A 15,801-nucleotide genomic window follows, 5' to 3' on the forward strand; every position below is an offset into this window, starting at 1 on the left:
AGCCACCGGCCCGAACACGGCCGGCTCGGCCCGCAGCATCCCCACATCGGCCAGGCAGTCCCCGCCGAGTGCGACCGCCAGGGCCACATCCAGCAACGTCTTCCCCGGATCGTGCACCACCCGCGGCTTGCGCCACGGTGTCAGAGCTGCAGATATCGCCTGGTCCAGCCCGGCCTTACGGGCCGTCTCCACCAGCAGGACGCCTCCCGCCTGCGAGTCCACTGCCCGGCCACCACCCTCGACGCGGACACGCGGGTAGGACCCGATACGCTTCTTCACCTGGGAAGTGCCTCCGGCGGTGGCAGGAACAAGGACCTCGACAATCCTCATTCTTGCTGGTCAGAGGCACTTTTCGTTTATCTGACCATCCGTCGGACACCAGACTTCATGAAAGCGCGAGGTTAACTCGTGGGTTTCTGCTCGGTGATTCGTTGATCCGGGATGAGCGCGCTGGAAGAGCAACGGGCCGTGCTGGCAGCCAAGTTCGAGGCGATTCTGTCGCACCGATCAGCGCCGTCAGGTCCTGGGCCATCGCCACCGGGGTGTTGTCCTCGTCCAAGACGGGCGAGCGGCCGTGACCACGCAGGTCGGGGACGATCACACGGTGCTCGGCGGCGGCCAGGACCTCGGCCTGCGGCGACCATTCGCGGCCGGCGCCGCCCCAACCGTGCACCAGCAGCAGCGTGTTGGCGTCTGCGACATCGGGGGGACCCGGGTCGAGGACGGTGTGGAAGAGGTCCACCGTCGTGGCCATCCGGTCACCTCCTCGTACGTGGCGTGGCCGAAGTCGGCGTGCACGCCCGCGCCGTCGAGGTCCTGGACCCACAGGCCGAGCATCGCGCCGGTGACGCCGAGGACGCGCAGTTGGCCGTCGTGGAACTCGTCGGAGGCTTCGTCGAACAGGACTGTGGCGTCGAGTTCGAGCGGGAGGGGCACGGTTCCCTCGCCGGTGTCGTAGGCGAAGTGCACTACGGGACCGTCGAGTTCGGCCCGAAGCGCGACGGGTGCGCCGGGGGCAGAGGGGCCTGGACGGGGTGGCTGGTGCGGGCGCCTCGTTCGCAGCTGAGGGCGTTCAGGGCGGGGCTGCCATGGTCGGCCGAAGTGAAGTACAGATAGTGCCAGTTGCGGGTGTTGTAGTACGCGGTCCCTGCGCGAGGTTGGCATCACCGCCGAGACCATGTACTTGCCTTTCGCAGACAAGGACGAACTCGCTCGCGTCGTGGCCGAGAACGGCTACCAGCGCGTCGTCGCCATGCGCGACGCCGACTCGTGGGCAGCTGCCGATGGCGCCGACGCGAGCGAACGCCTTCGTGCCCAGGCGAAGGCCTTCACGCATCCGACGTGAGTTCACCTGCGTCGCGGCGCGTGGATGCCCAACAGGCCCACCAGGGCGGGAAGATGTCGGTGACCCGCATGTGCCGCCAGGAAAATGGGCGGCGCCCGCGCTGGCCTGCTGGGAACATGGTCGTCTGCGAGCACGACGCCGGTCAGCGGGACCAGGCGCCGCCCGTCTCGCCCGCCGCACGGTCACATATCGCGTGGCGCGGAGAACCAGGAGACGTCGATGTCCGAGGCCGCCGACTCACCGAACCTCCATATGGCCACACCGTCGGTCTACCTCGATCTGTGGGTGTGGATCCGTCTGGCACGCGCGGCGAAAGGAACACCGCAGGAGGCATCCGACACGAGCCTGCTCGCGGCCGTTCGAGACGCCTCCGCGGCAGGTGTCCTCTTCCCGCTCTCGGCCACCCACTACATGGAGGTCGGCAAGATCGCCGACCCGCGCCAGCGGGCGGACGTGTCCCGGGTCATGGCCTCCATCTCGCACTGTCGCACCATGCGCTCACGCCGTGTCCTGCTCCGGCACCAGATGCTGTACGCCATGCACGTGAGCTTCGGCCGACCCACGTTCCGGCCCCGCCCACCGCGAGTGCTCGGCATCGGGGCGGCATGGGCGCTCGTCGGCGAACGCGCCCCGCTGATCCTCCGTGGCCCCTCCGGCAAGGTCGACATGGACACGGTCCCGGAGCTGCGGGACCTGTTGCGCAAGGCCAACCAGTACGCCGAGTTCCAACTGCTTGCGGGACCGAGGGACGAGGAGATCGAGAACCTGCGGCGGCATGGATACCGGCCTGAAGCCATGCGCGAAGTCACCCGGAGCAGACTGGAGTGGGAGGAGACGTACGCCGGGATGCTGGCAGACGATCCGGTCAGCCGGCATGAACTGCGCGTACGAGTCCAGGCACGCGAGCTCCTCCACGAGCACTACGAACTGCTCCGGGAACTACTCGACGAGTACCGCATCGACCTCCACCGGGAGATCGGACTCGATACGGCCCGTCCGAGGTCCGGCCGCCCCCGCATGACCGCGTTCGGCGACCGGATGCCATCGGTGCGCATCGCCGTGGACCTGAAAGCCGAGCTCTTCAGTAATCAGACCAAGACCTGGACGATGAACGCCCTGTACGACGTCGACGCGTTGGGGATCGCGGTGCCGTACTGCCACGTCGTCGTCCCGGACCGGGAAATGGCGAATCTGCTGTCACGGTCCAAGGCCGGTCCGCGCACCGGCACGCGCATCGTCACGCGACTGCGGGACCTGCCCGCCGAACTGGCCGACCTCCAGGCCCAGGTACACGCCGCCGACGGTGACCCATGGGACCGCGACTGGATCCGTCCGGACGAGGACTTCTGCACCGACATGGAGGATCTGCGCGCGCTCGCGCCGCATCGCCCTGCTGCGTGATCGACGAGCTCCCGTGGTTCGGAACCGGAGTGGGCCGCTGGGCACGGGTCCGGCGCGGCCGGGGCGGCCTCAGGTGGACGATCGCTCAATGATCTGTGGGCCAGCCGGTTCGAAGAGCACATGAGGCGTGCGGCTCGACAGGCCGACGAGCACCATTACGGCGCTCTGCCGGGCCGCTGCCCGCGGATCGATGGCGACCGCACGGCCTGCGCAAGCTGTGCGACGGCACCGAGCGCTTCAGCTTCGAGGTCAACCTGCCCGCCACCTGCTTCCCCACCGCCTCCGCCCTCGGCTCGACCTGGAACACCGACCTGCTCACCGAGGTCGGCGGGCCATTCTACATCGCCCTCGGATACGTCTCCGAGGCCTACCGCGATCCTGATTTCCCGACCCACTTGCGGGGCGGCATCGCTTCGCCTCGTCTAGCAAGCAGCGGCTACACCAGGCAGTCTCGACGCGCACGGCCTGGTGTAGCTACGAAGGGGACCCAAGTCCGGTTCGGACTCGGACATGAACTGGTGTCGGACAGGTCTCGAAGTCACCGCTCGCCGTCGATTGGCCGGGCCGCATGAGGAGGCAGGCCGCTGCGGGGCGCCGGGTCGCCGGGTGAGCGGTGACCGTACTCCAGGTAGGGCCTTTCCTCGGGGTGCCGGTCCACGCGTGTACGCCGCCAGGCCGCATCGAAGGAGAGGTCGCCATCGCTGGCCAGTACGAGGCGCCACGCATGCCAACTGGTCCGCGGCGACAGCAGCCACCGCAGTACTAGCGTGCTCACCGGCATCCCGCCATCCCGTATGGGGGGCGCGGAGCCCCGGGGCCGGTCACGTTTCCCCCGACAGGACGGACGACGTGTGACCGTTCAGCAACGCCTTTGTCTTCAGGGCGAGTTGAGGGCGCTGGGCGCTCTCCATGCCCGCGGCCAGCAGCGTGTAGAGCATGAGCTTCTGACTGGGCTCGGGGAAGCTGGCCAGGAATTCGCGCAGTACCTCAAGCGCCTGGTGCTCGACTGTCCGCTCGTGCTCGGGCTTGTACCGGGCGAACACCTCCGTCACCTTGTCCGCGTCGGCGAGAACGGTGGAGAGCTTGGACCAGTCGGCGTCGTCCCGCTCGATCCAGCGCACCAACAGGGCAACAGGATCGGCGAGTTCGGAGGCAACCGCTTCGGCCGCCTGCCGGCGCAGGATGTCGGTCACGGCCTGCTGTCGCTGCGCGGACAGCAGAGCGGCGACGGCGGCCTGGTCCTCGGGCGGCAGATCGAGCGCGAGCGAGGCCCGGAACTCGACAGGCGGATCCGTGGACAACGAGCGCTTGGCGCGCAGGTGTTCCCCGACGACATCCCGCGCGGTGGCGAGATCCGCCGGATCGCACGCCGCGGCGACATCGGCCGCTGCCTTCCTGAGGAGCGCGCGGACAGCCGCTGCGAGCTCCTCGCTTGTGATCGGATAGGGCGGCTCGGTGAGGACCGTGGCCGTGATGCGGGCAGCGAAGCCGATACCGGGACGTGAACTGCGCAGCCGGACCTCGAAGTCGGTCAGGCCGCGCCGCGCTGACCTGCGCATACGGTGGCGCGACCAGGCTGAGGGGGCCACGGATCAGGACTCCACAGATGCGGGCTCGTGGTTGAGGCGCGCGGCCGACAGGGCTGCGGGCAGCCTGAGGTCCTTGCGTAGATCGATCACAGCCTCGTCGTTGGCCACGCCGGGTTCGCCGAAGATGAGCGCCGAGATCGGAGTGGAGTACAGGTGCTGTACGACGATCTCGTTGAGGATCTCCGTCACGAGTGCGCGCGACACCTCCGTCGTCTGCCGGAACCGCGCCCACGCGGTCAGCAGTTCGCGGCACTCCGCGTCGACCCGGTCGTCGGCCAGCGCCACGTTCCAGCCCTGGATGAGCGCCTCTTTGACGTCCTCCTTCTGCTCCGCGGCCGCCAGCATGACCTGCAGGACGTAGGGATCGACGCGTGGATCCAGGAGTGAGAGGAAGGCCCGGTGGCCGGCCAGGTGCTTCTTCTCGGTGGCCCACTTGATGACGGTGCTCCACACGCGGGGCAGTTGGCCCTCGCGCGCGGCGATGTCGCGCAGCGCCCGCTGCGCCACGAGTACGGCGTCATCGGAGTCGGGCCGGTCGAGGATGTGTCGCAGGCGGACGAGGGCCTGGCGCGGGTAGTGGTCGGCGAAGTCGCCCTGGCAGACCAGGGCGACGACGGTCGCCACGGCCTCCGAGGTCTCCTGCGCAGAGTCCAGCAGCAGGGAACGGACCTCGGCGCCCAAGGTGTCCGCCTCGGCGGCGACTGTGAGGACGCGAGCGATCAGCTGCAAGTGCTCGGCGCTGGTGTCGCCGTTGTCGATCCAGGCGTGGATCTGTTTGATGACGCGGATGTCGTTCTCCGCGACGGCCAGCTCGACCAGAAGGTCGCCGATGGGCGCGAGCCGATCGGCCCCGGGCCCCTTGGGCGACGTGATGGTGTCGAGCCACGCAAGCAACGGCGGGTGGATGTCGGCCCGTTGCTGCCAGAGGTGGAGCAGGACGGCACGGGCGTAGCCGCGCTGGTGGTCGAGCGTGACGGTCCGCCCGGTGATCTTCGCGCCCAAGGCCTTGAGCCGGGTGGTCAGATCGGGCCCGGTCAGGATCGTCCGAACGCTGGTCTCCCTCGGCTCGCCCAGGAGCATCCTGGATCCGTCCTGGATGGTCAGCGCGTCCTTGTTGTTCAGGAACAGGGTGGAGACGAGCAGCGCGCGGTCCTCCGGCTTGTCCTCCGTGTCGGCGAAGACCTTCTGGACGTCGGACCGCCACTCCTGGAAGGCGCTGAGCGCCGCCTTCAGCCCCTCTGCGGAGTTCACGGCGGAGGCGAGAGTGTCGGCCAGGCGCGCGCCGTCCGCAGGACGGCTGTCATCGGTCAGCAGATGCGCGGCCTCGCCGACCAGACCTGTCCCGGAGGAAGCCGTGTTCAGCCAACGGAGCCGGTCCGGCCTGCGATGCACGTACTCCAGGTGCGTCCGTGCCACCCGCTGGGCGCAGGGCTTGGCCGTTGCGCGGGCGACGACCCGGGCCAGCGTCCCGGAGGAGGCTTCGGGCCACCCGTGCTCGTCGGCGATCACGACCAGGTACGAGCCCACATAGAGCAGCTCCTCGGCGTAACTCACCAGCTGCTCAGCGAAGTTGCCCACGTTGCGCCAAGAACTGATCTCCGCGGCCACGTCCAGCAAGTACCCGGTGCCTGGCTCGTCGGGCAGCACAGAGATGTCAGGGGAGCGGGGTCTCTCCCAGTCGGGCCGGATCTCCCGAAGGGCCAACGGCCTGCCGGGATCGGCCTGTTCCCTCTGGGAGATCTCCCAGAGGGCCTTGATCCCGGCAGTGCGTTTGCCGTAGCCGGCCGGTCCGGTGACGACGGCCAGCCGGGGCCCACCCCCGGTCAGACGATCCATGGCCTCACCCGCCGTCCGTACCTCCTCGTCCCGCGAGCTCAGACCCACCCACGCGAGGCGTACGACGTCGAGCTCCGCCTGAGGAATGCCGGTCACCGGCAGCTGCGGTTTGCTCGTCATGGTGACGGAGCCCGCAGCCACGATGATCTTCGAGTTCTGGTTGTTGCCTACCTCGACCCGCAGTTCGGGCGCCGGGACGGCAGCCGGGGGAGCGAAAGGCGGTGGAACGGAACCGAGTCCGGTCTCCTCGCTCACCGGCCTCCCTCCGGCGCCCGGTAGTGGAAGCCGCCCGAGGCGTTGATGCCACCGCCGGCGATGACGACTTGGCTGTTGGTGTTGTGGTGCACGCTCGTCCGTGCGTCGGCACCCTCGTCGGCCCCTTGGACCGTATCGGCCAACTCCTGAAGTTCTTGCGCCGCGTCCGGATGCCTCTGGAGAAAGGCCGCCAACTGGATCGACAGGTCACGGTGCAGGCGCTCCTGCACCGTCCCGCGTTCGCTGTCGGGGATGTCGACGAGCTGCTGCCGTGCCGCGTCGATCAGGTCCAGCACCTGTCCGGCACCCTGCTCGCCGTCTCGACGAAGGATCCGGGCCATCGCGCCTCGCACCGAGTCCCAAGTGCTCCTGACCATCTCGGTGACGAGAGCGGCAGCTCCTACACCCGCGACCTGCATGATGTCCAACGCGTCCCCCATGGTCGTTTCCCCTGCCCAATGACGTGCGCAGGGGGCGGCGGCATATTCGACACATCAGGGTGGATGTCGGCGCAGAGGTCGGCAATCGAAAATATTTGCCACATACCGGAATGAGTAATTATCAAGCGCCTGAATCCGGCCGATTCGGATCGAGGGTGCGAAACGTCAGGCCCGGAAATCCTCCGTAAAGCCCAGGATGGGGGGTAGTTCATGTTCCGGCTACGGTGCAACTTGGCCAAAGCGCCACTTTGGGTGATTGTCCGGAAACAAGCAGAAAGAACTGGTGTGGGTGCTGTTAATCCGGTACGCGTCCGGTGACGGAGGGGCGCACCGGGCTCCGGGGGTCCGGGTCAGGTGAGCAGGCCCTTCTTGTTCAGCTTGTTCACCCAGTTCTGGTAGGCATCGAGCACCGACTTCGCGGCCTGGGAGTTTTCCTTGAGGGCCTCGTAGTAGCGCGCGGGATCGGTCCGCTTCCACTCCGGTGGAACCTCGAAGTACGTGAGAGGGCCGTCCAGCGGAGTGTGCAATCCGCCGAACACGTTGCTGAGTTCGCGGACGGCGTTCGTGAAGTACTCGGTGGCTGCGGCCAGTTCGGGGTCGCGGAAGCGCAGAACCTCACCTGCCAGAGCCTCGGCGGCGTCGTGGACCCCGTCGCTGACTGTCGCAGGGACGCGGTGGAACGGGCCGCCGTTACGAAGATGCTTGATCCACGGGGTGTCCAGCGGGACCAACTGCAACAGGCGGGCAGCGGTGGTCTGGTCGGCGGTGGCGGTTGCCGACGGCCTCGGCGCCCCGTTGGTGCTTGACCAGCCCAGGGCCAGCAGCCGTTGCAACTCGGCCGGTTTGAGCCATGAGGTATCGTCCCCGGACCGGACCGGGACAGCCACGCCCTCGCGTCCCTTGGGGTCCGTGGCCGGAACCACGAACGGCTTGTCCGTCGAGCGCTGCGGCGGTATGTGCATCACGAGAACACCGCTGTCTTCCCCGCAGGGGACCCATTCGGTGTGGAGCTCACGCACAGGAGGCCGCACCTGTTCCATAAGGATCTTGCGGTGGCGGCCCGGGTCGATGAGGCGCTGAGGAACCGGCTTGAGCTCACTGATGATCTCCCGCCCCTCTACCAGCTCGGTCCGCAGGCCGACCAGCAGCAGGCCGCCCTGCGCGTTGGCCATCGCGGCCACGTCCTTGCACAACTCGGCACGAGGACCGGCCTGATCCAGGGCATAGATCGAGCTCTTCACGTCGAGCCAAGAAGTTTCGGGCAGGCCGAGAACGCTGTCCCACTGCCCTTGGAGAGCTGCCTGGTAGACGGTGGCGAGATCAGTCATCGGCCCAGTATCCAGGGTTGCGACGATGTGCCCGGAGGGCATTGGTGCGGGACGACTACCAGCCGATCTCCGTCTGCACTGGCAGGTGCGTGTCGACCTCGTTGCGTACCGCAGGCGCGCCGAGGATCGGAATGTCGAGCTTGTTCGCGATCGGGGTGTACAGATCCGTCTCGACTTCCGGCGTCTCCAGCGACACCAGGAGCGCGTACCGTACCGGGCGCCCCACCCGGTCGGTGCGGTTGTGGTTCTTCCACCAGCCGCCGGAGGGATGGACGGCCAGCACACCGCAGTCGGCCAGTTCCGCCGCCGAGCCCTGCCAGACATCGGTATGGAGCGATCCCTGATTGCGACCCTGGGGGCCGGCGAGCCAGTTCTTGTCCCCTTCGAAGGCCTTGGCGTGGGAAGGGGTATCGCTTTCGGCTTCGGCCTGAGCGGTGATACGTCGTTCGAAGCCGTCCACGGATTCGCCGGGCGCTCTGATCGCGAAGCGGAGCCGGTGGGAGGCGTAGCTGTATCTGCCCCGCATACCGAGGCGGCCCGGGTTCGGCTCGACGAAGTACGACAGCGTCACCCGGAGCGCGACGGTGGCAGCACCCAGCTCCCGCAACTGCTCCAGTGGCCAAGGCAGTTCGTGGAACTCCAGCTCTGCCAGGCGGACGCCGCCACTGTTGTCTCTCTGGAACGGGATCAGCTGGCTCTGCACGATGAGGGTGACGGCATTGGCGGCGCTGGACAGGACTCGCTCGGCGGTCGGCACTCCCCAGCCGTAGCGGCGGATGACCTGCCTCATCAACTCCTTCTTGACCAGCCTCGGGCGCCCGGACTTCGTGTAGAGGCCGCTACCCGTCATCGCAGGCGTCCAGCGAGCCTCATGCACCAGCAGCCCACGCACAGCCTCCGGCGACAGGCCGGGATAGGCGGCATGGGCGAGAGCGGCGAGACGGGCGGCCTGGGCGGTGGCGGAGCTGGTCGCGTTCGCGGAGGAGATCTGCCGGAAGAAGTCCTTGCCGGTCGTGGTCACGCTGACCACTGGGTGGGTGTCCAGCAGGGTCTCGCCCGGGTCGACCAGGAGGTTGCCGCCCTCCATGACGATGTCCGGCTTGACCACGGGTGTTCCGGTCAGGGCGACTGACGTTCGGCTGAAGGGTGAGAGCTGACCGGGGGCAGCCAGTGGCCGGAAATCCGCGAAGGACGGGTCGTCGGGGACATCGGTGAGCTCGGTGAACGCTCCGACGGTGAGGATGTTGTGGGCCTGGGCGGGCTCCTCGATCCGCGAGAGGTCACACATCGTCAGGTGGTCCAAGCGTCCCTGCGGCGTGCGGATGTCCCGGGGCGCCAGGCCTCTGATGTTGCCTGCGCTGACCACGATCAGCCGTGAGGCATTCGGATCGGGAGCCCCGATCAGCTCGATACGGTCCTCGTGAGCCACCACGTCTGTTCCTGCGGCGAGTGCGTCAAGGGCGGCGGACCACAGGGTCGGGGTCCCGTCGACCCCGTTCTTGCCGTCACCCGACTGATCGGTGACCGCCATGGAGAACACGCGCGCACGCGGCGGACCCGCGCTCAAGGCCCCGATCTCCGCCGTCGCCACCGCGTTCGCCGTCACCTCCGCATACGTACGGGGGTGCGCGGGGTCCCCCGTCACACCATCCAGGATCTTCACGGACTCCAGCCCGTGCGTCAGCACCACGGGGTTCGCATTCTCCAGCGGTCCGGCGAGATCTCCGTAGAGGGCAAGGCCGGCCATCTCGGAGCCGTGTCCGTGCCGGTCCGCCGCGGTGTGACGTGGCAGCGCGCTGTGCGCCCGACCGTGCAATGAGGCCTTCAGGAGGGGGTGTTCCTGGTTCACCCCCGTGTCCAGGACGCACACCGTGGGAGCGTCCGGCGGGGCGGTCTCGACGCGCTCGGCAAGGTTGTCCACCAGCTCGTGCTGGAGGGAGCGGTCCACGGAGTGCAGTTCCTGGGCGAAGGTCGGTCGACGGATCTCCACAGGAGTGGCGTTGGTCCCCATGAGAGCCTGCAGGTCTTCGCCGGAGGCATGCACATGGGCGACGAGTCGCTCGCCGACTGCCAGAGCGACCTCTGTCAGGGGCCAGTGACGCTCCAAGGCCAGCTCCCGCAATGTCGCGACGGGATCGGATTCAACGATCTGCGGGTCGAACCACAGTTCCCACCAGCGGTGCTCCTCCAGCGGCGGCAGAGGATCAGCTTCCTGCCACAGATGTTCGAAGAAGGCTCGCTGAACCTTCTCCATGTTGGCGACCAGCGGAGCTTGCTTGGGAGTGCCGCTGTCGGTGTCCTCGGTGAACTGCTTGATACGGCGGGAGAGATCCCCGACCCTCTCGTACGGGACCCACACCAACGCATCCTCGGGACGCTCGTCGGTGCGCGGATGGACGCTCATCAGCGTCAGCCCCGAGCTGTCGAGAGCCTCCAGTTTGAGGGCGTGCCCGGCCGCGGCCTCGACGCGAACCGCGAAGCCGTCCGCCCGGTACGGCTCGGGGATCTCGGCACGGGCGCCCACTGCCTCGTCGCGGGCCTGCTCCAACCCACCGACCAGGCAGGACACGTGCCCCTGCCGGTCGGCGGACCGATCCATGGGGTCCTTGTCCCTCGCCGGCCGGGGCTGCTTGGGCCGCAAGGTGCGCGCAGGCCAGGGAACGATGAGGTGCGGAGCGGTGGGAGACGAGTGCGACTCAGGCATGGTGGAGCGCGTGCCGCTCACTCAGAGCATCCAGCAGTAGGCGATCGTCGATCACGTCAGCACCCCCCAGGATGGCCTGCTTGGCAGCGGACTCGGCAGCCTTCACGAGTTCCGCATGGCTCAGCCCGGCCACGCTCTTGGTTACAGAGGGCCACCGTACTGCGCTGGTGTCCATTCCCGCGAGCCTCCTGCGCATCACTTCCACCGCCTGCTCCGATGTGGGTGCCTCGTAGGCGATCACCAGATCGAAGCGCCTGAACAGAGCCCGGTCCAGGATCTCGTGGTGGTTGGTGGCCGCTACCACGAGGCTCTCCGAGGGGGCTTCGTCCAGGAACAGCAGGAAGGAGTTGAGGATGCGCCGCGCCTCGCCTACGTCGTTGCCGACGGCTCGCTGCGCACCCAGAGCGTCGAACTCATCGAACAGGTAGACCGCCCGTGTCTGGGCCACGGCATCGAACACCAACCGCAGCTTGGACGCCGTCTCGCCCATGAAACGGCTGATCAATCCGTCCAAGCGGATCGTGAACAGCGGTAGGGACAGCTCGCCGGCCAGCGCGGCAGCCGTCATGCTCTTGCCGGTCCCCGGCGGGCCTGAATGCAGAATCCGGTGGACCGGCGTGAAGCCGAAGCGCTCAAGCCGAGCACGCTGACGCTGTTCGTGCAATACCCGGTCGAGGGAGGCACGTAGCTCCGTCGCGAGGGTCATGTCGTCGAGCCGGACGTCGGGATACCAGGCCGTCAGCAGGCTCGACAACTCACCTCGGGGCTGGACCACAGGCGTCGGGCCGACCGCACCGATGGTCTTCGCGCCCTGCTGCCGCATCGACTCGACGAGATCGCGCAGCTCTACCGCGAACTTGCCGTGCCCCTGACGTGCGGACTTGGCCGCCACCTGCAGGGCGATGCTGTAGAAACGGTCGTCGTCGGCCTCGGCGTGTGCCCGCACAAGGGCTTTGAGATGTTCAGCGCTGGCAGCCATCCGCGTCACACCTCCCCGAGTAACCGGTGCGGCCACCGTAGCCGCTGCCACTGACAAGGCATCGTACGAGGATCTCGTCCCACGTACCCACTCGACGAAACCGCCCGCACGTCATCTATTCGGTCTCGCTGGCATCGTTGTCACATGACACTGCGGGCCCAGTCTGCCGTGCCACAGTCAGCTCGCTGCCCACACGTTCCCGACGCCGCTGGGGGAAATCCTCCAGCCGCAGCCACCGCCCGGCGTCCGGGTCCGGGCCGATCACAAGCCACGCGGGAACATCGTCCATCACTCCGCGCAGACACATGTCCGAAGTACCGCCAGAGTCAAAGGACAAGGGAGAGTGGAAGGCAATGATCAACTGAGGGCGCTCCTGTAGCAGCATCCGAGTGTTCCGCTCGGGCCCCGCCAGCCGCCACGTCTTCGGCCACGTACGACGCGCGGTCTGCCAGTCCACCGGGTGGCAACGGTGACGGTTCGTGCCGAGTCCGTTGCGCTCGCACCAGATGTGTGCTGCCCGATCGGCACCGGCCGCGGCACCCTCGATCACGACGAGTCGTTCACCGTGGCGAGCAGCCAGACGGTCCAACACCGCGGTCACCGTGCCGGGCCACGCCCACCGGCGGTCGCCACACACCAGCACGCGGGAATCAGCCAGTGCCATGCGGCTCCCCGTCTTCCCCGGTCCCGGCGCCGGTCGGCCTCTCCTGGACCGCTTCGTCGTGCGGCATGAAGGATGAGGAGTCGGCCTTCCGTCGCTCGCACTCCGCAATCGCGAGCGTGTCTTCGAGTTCCCTCAGTTCTCGCTCGCTGATCAGCGAGGCGACGGGCCCGGTGATGTCGGTGAAGACGACACGTGTTCCGAGACTGGAGGTCCTTCGGACAAGGTCTCCGAGTGACGCCGGCAGCCTTGAAACAGGGATGCGGTCTGTGGCGCTGAGCGGAGTATCCAGCCAAGAGCAGGTGTGGAGCAGGAAATTCAGCGCACACTCCTGACGAGCTGTCTCCGTAGAACGATCGCGAGCCAACGCATCTTTGATTGCCTGGCTCAAGAACTCCTCCGTATTCGCCCCAGACGCTTTGGCCCATGCGCGGATTCGTCTCTTTACGCCCGGCGCGAAGGGAATGCTCATCCGTAGCAACCCGTCCGGCCCAGGGAAGAGAGTGCACAGTACGTCAATGGGAAGCGAGTCCTGAAGCCGTCTCCAAACCTTTCTGATGGCGAGCTTCTCGTCCCGCGCCGACACGAGAACGGCGATCCTTTTGCCGTCCGGCGACGATGCCATGGGCATGCCGCTGATCCGTCGCGCAGCTTTGAGCTCGACTCCGCTTACGGTCCGGGTAAGGGTGATCTCAATTGCGTGCAGAGGCATGGTTACTCCAGATCAGTGCAGCGAGATGGGGCCGTCGGGAAGCCAACCTTCCACGTATCCGGAGGCAAGCAGGGTTACGCCCTCAGGAGAGATGTCGCGATGGCGAGCTTTAAGCTCGCTGATTTTCCATCGGGCGTGCTGTGGAGACATCGCCTGAAATGAATCCGACTCTTCCGCGCTGATCCGTACGATGAAAACGCGGGAAACGGTTCGCTGGTCGTGCTCCCAGCAGTCGGACTCCCGCGTTTCGTGAACACCGTAAAGTGATCCGAAGCTCGGATTCGTGATTTGAAAGCGCTCGGCGAGATACTGGGCGGCTCCGTCTTTGAAATCGATGCCGACGGCGAGCAATGTCTGCGGGACCGTCCAGCCATCGCAGCATCTACCGCACAGCATCAGGCGATCTTGGTCGTCCAGGAGGAGCAGGAGGACGCGGTGGTCCGCGATTGGCGAGGCGTGGGAGGTTGCCATGTGGCCAGGCTGTCGCCGAGCTACTCAAGTAGCAATCCGTGTGCCGTCCCTTGGGTGACAGCTTCACTCTGGCAGCGTCAGAAGCGGGCAGTGTCGTGGCCTGTACCTGCCCCCCAGCGTGCACGCCTCGCAAAGGTTTCATGCACTCCGCTGCACTCTGTGCATAGGTCGTGAGCTGCGAAAACGCTGCAAAGGCGTTTGGGATTCGGGGTTACCGCGTTTTGGGGCGTCGCACACCACCAGGCCTGACCTGCGGCGACGGAATTTCCCACACATCCCACGAAGGCGAAGGTGGATCGTGGCCGTGTGGGCCACAGGCGTCAGCGTACCGGATTCGGTTGGTGGGGTGTGGGGGTGTCAGGAGGGTGGGACGCGGGTGAAGCGGGAGGCGGTGTGCAGGTCGGTCTGGATGTGGGTCGCTGTGGCGCGGAGTTCCGGGAGGAGCTCGGTCACGCATTCCTCCAGGGTGCGGCGTGCCGCGTGGGTGGCCACGTTCAGGGCGGCGACCGGGCGGCCCGTGCGGTCGCGTACCGGTACCGCGATCGAGCGCAGGCCCGACTCCAGTTCCTCGTCCGCCAGGGCGTATCCGCGTGGCTCGTCGGGGGCGAGGAGGACCCGGCCGAGGGCGGTGCGGGCCGCCGGCAGGCGGGTGCCGACCGTGATGTCCACGGTCAGGACGCGGCTCGCGGTCGCCACCGCGGTGTACTGGATCTCCGGCGGGTCGGTCCCCGGGACGAGCACGGCCAGGGCCGTCGGTTCGTGCACGCGGTCCGTGAGGGCTCGGAGGCGGGGGGCGGCCAGGCGGGCGAGGGTGGTGCGGGACAGCGGCGGGTAGCCGAGGGACAGCACCCGGGGGGTGAGGGCGAACGTGCGCCCCGCCGCGGTCACCAGGCCCAGGTGCTCGTACGTGATCAGGGCCCGTCGGGCCGTCGCCCGGGCCAGGCCCGTCGCCTTCGCCACATCCGTCAGCGTCAGGGCCGAGCGGCCCTCGCCGAACGCCGTGAGGACCGTCAGCCCGCGGGCCAGTGACTCCACGAAGTCGCGGCCCAACTCGTGCTTGGACGCCGTGGTCCAGCCGGCCAGGCCGGAGGGCGGCGGGCCCGGCCGCGGCGGCGGGGCCTCGCGCAGTTCCGTCTCCATCGCCATCACCGCCCTGCGCAGGCGGGGGAGGAGTGTGGCACGCAGGTCCGCCGCCGTGTGACGGCTCGTGTGGCTGACGACACTGGCCACGCAGGCGACCCTGCCGGTGGCCGGGTCGCGGACGGGGACGGACACCGCGACCAGGCCCGGTTCGATCAGCTGGTCGTCCAGGGCCCAGCCGTCCCGGCGGGCCCGGTCCGCCCTCGCCTCGAAGCCGTCCTCCACACCGGGGCCGCGGGCCGGTACGGCCGGGAAACCCGCGTCGGTCGGGTCCGCCGCGCGCCGGGCCCGCCAGGCCGACCACTCCGTCTCCGTCCAGTCCGCCGCGAACAGCGGGCCGGGGGCGGTGCGTTCGGCCGGCAGCAGGTCGCCGATGCGGAAGCTGACGGACATCGCGCGGCGGCGGGTGGCCTGGTGGATGAAACGGATGCCGTCCTGGTCGGCGACCGCGAGCGAGACCGACTCGTCGAGTTCGTCGGCGAGCGCGTCGGCGTACGGGTCGAGGAGGGCGGGCAGGCGGAGGGCGGCCAGGTAGGCGTTGCCGAGCTCCATCACGCGCGGGGTGAGCACCGCGTCCCGGCCGGCCGGGCGGACGTATCCCATGCGGGCGAGGGTCGCGGTGATCCGGTCGACCGTGGAACGGGCCAGGCCGGTACGGCGTTCCAGCGCGCTCGCGCTCAGGGTCCCGCCCGTCTCGGTCAGCGCCTCCAGCACCGCCACGCCCCGGATCAGCGGCGCGACCGCTTCCGCGGGCGGCTCGTGCGGTGCGGTGGAGGAGGAGGGCAGGGGGGCGGCGGCGGTCATCGACTCTCCGGTACGGCCATCAGCACAGGCCTCGGTACGGCCATCAGTACAGGCCTCGATCGGGGCACGCCTACCGTAGACCGTGGGCGCCCGAGCCGATCAGCGCCGGGTCCGATAGCTTCGCGCCAGGCGTCAT

14 protein-coding genes and 1 pseudogene are annotated in these 15,801 nt (G+C 68.1%); 2 read left to right on the top strand and 13 right to left on the bottom strand.

Features of this window, described 5'->3' with window-relative positions:
* The 3 genes and pseudogenes from ACGFZQ_RS26840 to ACGFZQ_RS26850 form a co-directional block, all read right to left on the bottom strand.
* Positions 1-279: transposase (locus tag ACGFZQ_RS26840; RefSeq protein WP_393842459.1), on the bottom strand; the 279-nt coding region annotated here is incomplete at its 3' end.
* A gap of 106 nt (positions 280-385) precedes the next feature.
* Positions 386-754, bottom strand: a complete 369-nt coding sequence (locus ACGFZQ_RS26845) for an alpha/beta fold hydrolase (RefSeq protein ID WP_393842460.1) — start codon at positions 752-754, stop codon at positions 386-388.
* 71 nt (positions 755-825) lie between these two features.
* Positions 826-1,179: pseudogene (locus tag ACGFZQ_RS26850) on the bottom strand (hypothetical protein); the annotation flags it as partial.
* A gap of 4 nt (positions 1,180-1,183) precedes the next feature.
* Here ACGFZQ_RS26850 and ACGFZQ_RS26855 point away from each other — a divergent pair.
* A complete protein-coding gene (locus ACGFZQ_RS26855) occupies positions 1,184-1,345 on the top strand; it encodes a hypothetical protein (protein WP_393842461.1) in 162 nt (53 codons plus the stop codon).
* Between the two features lie 219 nt (positions 1,346-1,564).
* Positions 1,565-2,746, top strand: coding sequence for a hypothetical protein (locus ACGFZQ_RS26860; protein ID WP_393842462.1), 1,182 nt, complete (start codon positions 1,565-1,567; stop codon positions 2,744-2,746).
* 821 nt (positions 2,747-3,567) lie between these two features.
* On the opposite strand, the gene ACGFZQ_RS26865 is transcribed toward ACGFZQ_RS26860, so the two are convergent.
* The 10 genes from ACGFZQ_RS26865 to ACGFZQ_RS26910 all read right to left on the bottom strand — a co-directional run bounded on the left by ACGFZQ_RS26865 (position 3,568) and on the right by ACGFZQ_RS26910 (position 15,665).
* Positions 3,568-4,305, bottom strand: a complete 738-nt coding sequence (locus ACGFZQ_RS26865; RefSeq protein WP_393842463.1) for a hypothetical protein — start codon at positions 4,303-4,305, stop codon at positions 3,568-3,570.
* A 33-nt stretch (positions 4,306-4,338) separates the two neighbouring features.
* A complete protein-coding gene (locus ACGFZQ_RS26870) occupies positions 4,339-6,426 on the bottom strand; it encodes a hypothetical protein (protein WP_393842464.1) in 2,088 nt (695 codons plus the stop codon).
* The gene (locus ACGFZQ_RS26875) at positions 6,423-6,866 is read right to left on the bottom strand and encodes a hypothetical protein (RefSeq protein ID WP_393842465.1); all 444 of its coding nucleotides are present in this window, start codon (positions 6,864-6,866) and stop codon (positions 6,423-6,425) included. Before ACGFZQ_RS26875 ends, ACGFZQ_RS26870 begins: the two co-directional genes overlap by 4 nt.
* A gap of 350 nt (positions 6,867-7,216) precedes the next feature.
* Positions 7,217-8,194, bottom strand: a complete 978-nt coding sequence (locus ACGFZQ_RS26880; protein ID WP_393842466.1) for an RNA-binding domain-containing protein — start codon at positions 8,192-8,194, stop codon at positions 7,217-7,219.
* A gap of 55 nt (positions 8,195-8,249) precedes the next feature.
* Entirely contained in the window at positions 8,250-10,793 is a 2,544-nt protein-coding gene (locus ACGFZQ_RS26885; protein ID WP_393842467.1) for a S8 family peptidase, read from the bottom strand.
* A 97-nt stretch (positions 10,794-10,890) separates the two neighbouring features.
* Positions 10,891-11,877, bottom strand: a complete 987-nt coding sequence (locus ACGFZQ_RS26890) for an AAA family ATPase (protein WP_393842468.1) — start codon at positions 11,875-11,877, stop codon at positions 10,891-10,893.
* Positions 11,878-11,992: 115 nt separating this feature from the next.
* A complete protein-coding gene (locus tag ACGFZQ_RS26895) occupies positions 11,993-12,541 on the bottom strand; it encodes an SLOG family protein (RefSeq protein ID WP_393842469.1) in 549 nt (182 codons plus the stop codon).
* Positions 12,528-13,250: a hypothetical protein gene (locus tag ACGFZQ_RS26900; RefSeq protein ID WP_393842470.1), complete on the bottom strand. Its 723-nt coding sequence runs from the start codon at positions 13,248-13,250 to the stop codon at positions 12,528-12,530. Before ACGFZQ_RS26900 ends, ACGFZQ_RS26895 begins: the two co-directional genes overlap by 14 nt.
* 12 nt (positions 13,251-13,262) lie before the next feature.
* Positions 13,263-13,721: a hypothetical protein gene (locus ACGFZQ_RS26905; RefSeq protein WP_393842471.1), complete on the bottom strand. Its 459-nt coding sequence runs from the start codon at positions 13,719-13,721 to the stop codon at positions 13,263-13,265.
* Between the two features lie 357 nt (positions 13,722-14,078).
* Complete coding sequence (locus ACGFZQ_RS26910) at positions 14,079-15,665, bottom strand: IclR family transcriptional regulator C-terminal domain-containing protein (RefSeq protein WP_393842472.1); 1,587 nt, start codon at positions 15,663-15,665, stop codon at positions 14,079-14,081.
* Between the last annotated feature and the right edge of the window lie 136 nt (positions 15,666-15,801).

The organism is Streptomyces sp. NPDC048254, assembly GCF_043201895.1.
Taxonomy (GTDB): domain Bacteria; phylum Actinomycetota; class Actinomycetes; order Streptomycetales; family Streptomycetaceae; genus Streptomyces.